The following is a 275-nucleotide window of genomic DNA, read 5'->3' on the forward strand; positions in this document are numbered from 1 at the left end:
GGACGAGGTGTGGCGCGTGGTCTGGGCCCAGGCGGTGGGCGCCATGGCCTATGGCACCGAGCGGATCCGCCCGGTCGACGTGATCACCGGCCCCGGCAACGCCTGGGTGGCCGAGGCCAAGCGCCAGCTCTACGGCGTGGTGGGCATCGACATGGTGGCCGGCCCGAGCGAGATCCTGGTGATCGCCGATGGCCGGAACGTGCCCGAATGGATCGCCGCCGACCTGCTCAGCCAGGCCGAGCACGATCCCTCGGCCCAGTCGATCCTGATCACCG

The 275-nt window shown here is 71.3% G+C and carries 1 protein-coding gene; it reads left to right on the top strand.

Going from position 1 to position 275, the window contains the following annotated elements; all coding sequences use genetic code 11:
* Nucleotides 1-16: 16 nt before the first annotated feature.
* Nucleotides 17-275, top strand: a 259-nt coding sequence (locus tag ABFX56_RS16055) for a histidinol dehydrogenase (RefSeq protein WP_346234360.1), incomplete at its 3' end; no start/stop codon positions are given.

This window comes from Parafrigoribacterium mesophilum, assembly GCF_039652555.1.
Classification (GTDB): domain Bacteria; phylum Actinomycetota; class Actinomycetes; order Actinomycetales; family Microbacteriaceae; genus Parafrigoribacterium; species Parafrigoribacterium mesophilum.